We start from the raw sequence: 476 nt of genomic DNA on the forward strand, positions 1-476 counted from the left end.
ATGATGGGCTTAATCTTATACGTATCCCAGAGTTTCGTAATCAGCTTCGTGTCATCATAACCCCGGTCTCCCGCCATCGTTTCCGCTGTTTTCAGAAGCTTTGGCTGCTTTTCTTCCATTTGCTCTAAGAGTTTATGCCCTTCCGTAATGTCTGACTCAGACGCTTTTGTAACCTTGAATGTTACCGGTAACTCGTAGGTTGCATCCACCACCAGATGCAGTTTGTAGCCAAACCATTTCACAACTTTTTGCCATGGGTTGCCTTCTTTTGTCACACCACTGTAAACCTTCTGGCTATGATTTGCATCCAGATCCCGGCGGCCATCCTCGGTTTCATGCTTGTTCGGATGTTTAGAAAACGATGAGATCGCCTTGCTGTCGATTGCCAAGCGTTTACCAAAATCCGGCAACCGTTCCAGGAGCTGTTCTACCAAAGTCTCAAACATTTTATCCATCATTTCTTCGTCACGGATTAG

The 476-nt window shown here is 45.8% G+C and carries 1 protein-coding gene; it reads right to left on the bottom strand.

Annotation, left to right across the window (positions count from 1 at the left end; translation table 11 throughout):
* On the bottom strand, positions 1-476 hold a 476-nt coding region (locus IC21_RS15375; RefSeq protein WP_035181162.1), incomplete at both ends, for a transposase.

Origin of the sequence: Heyndrickxia coagulans DSM 1 = ATCC 7050 (assembly GCF_000290615.1) — a bacterium.
Taxonomy (GTDB): domain Bacteria; phylum Bacillota; class Bacilli; order Bacillales; family Bacillaceae_C; genus Weizmannia; species Weizmannia coagulans.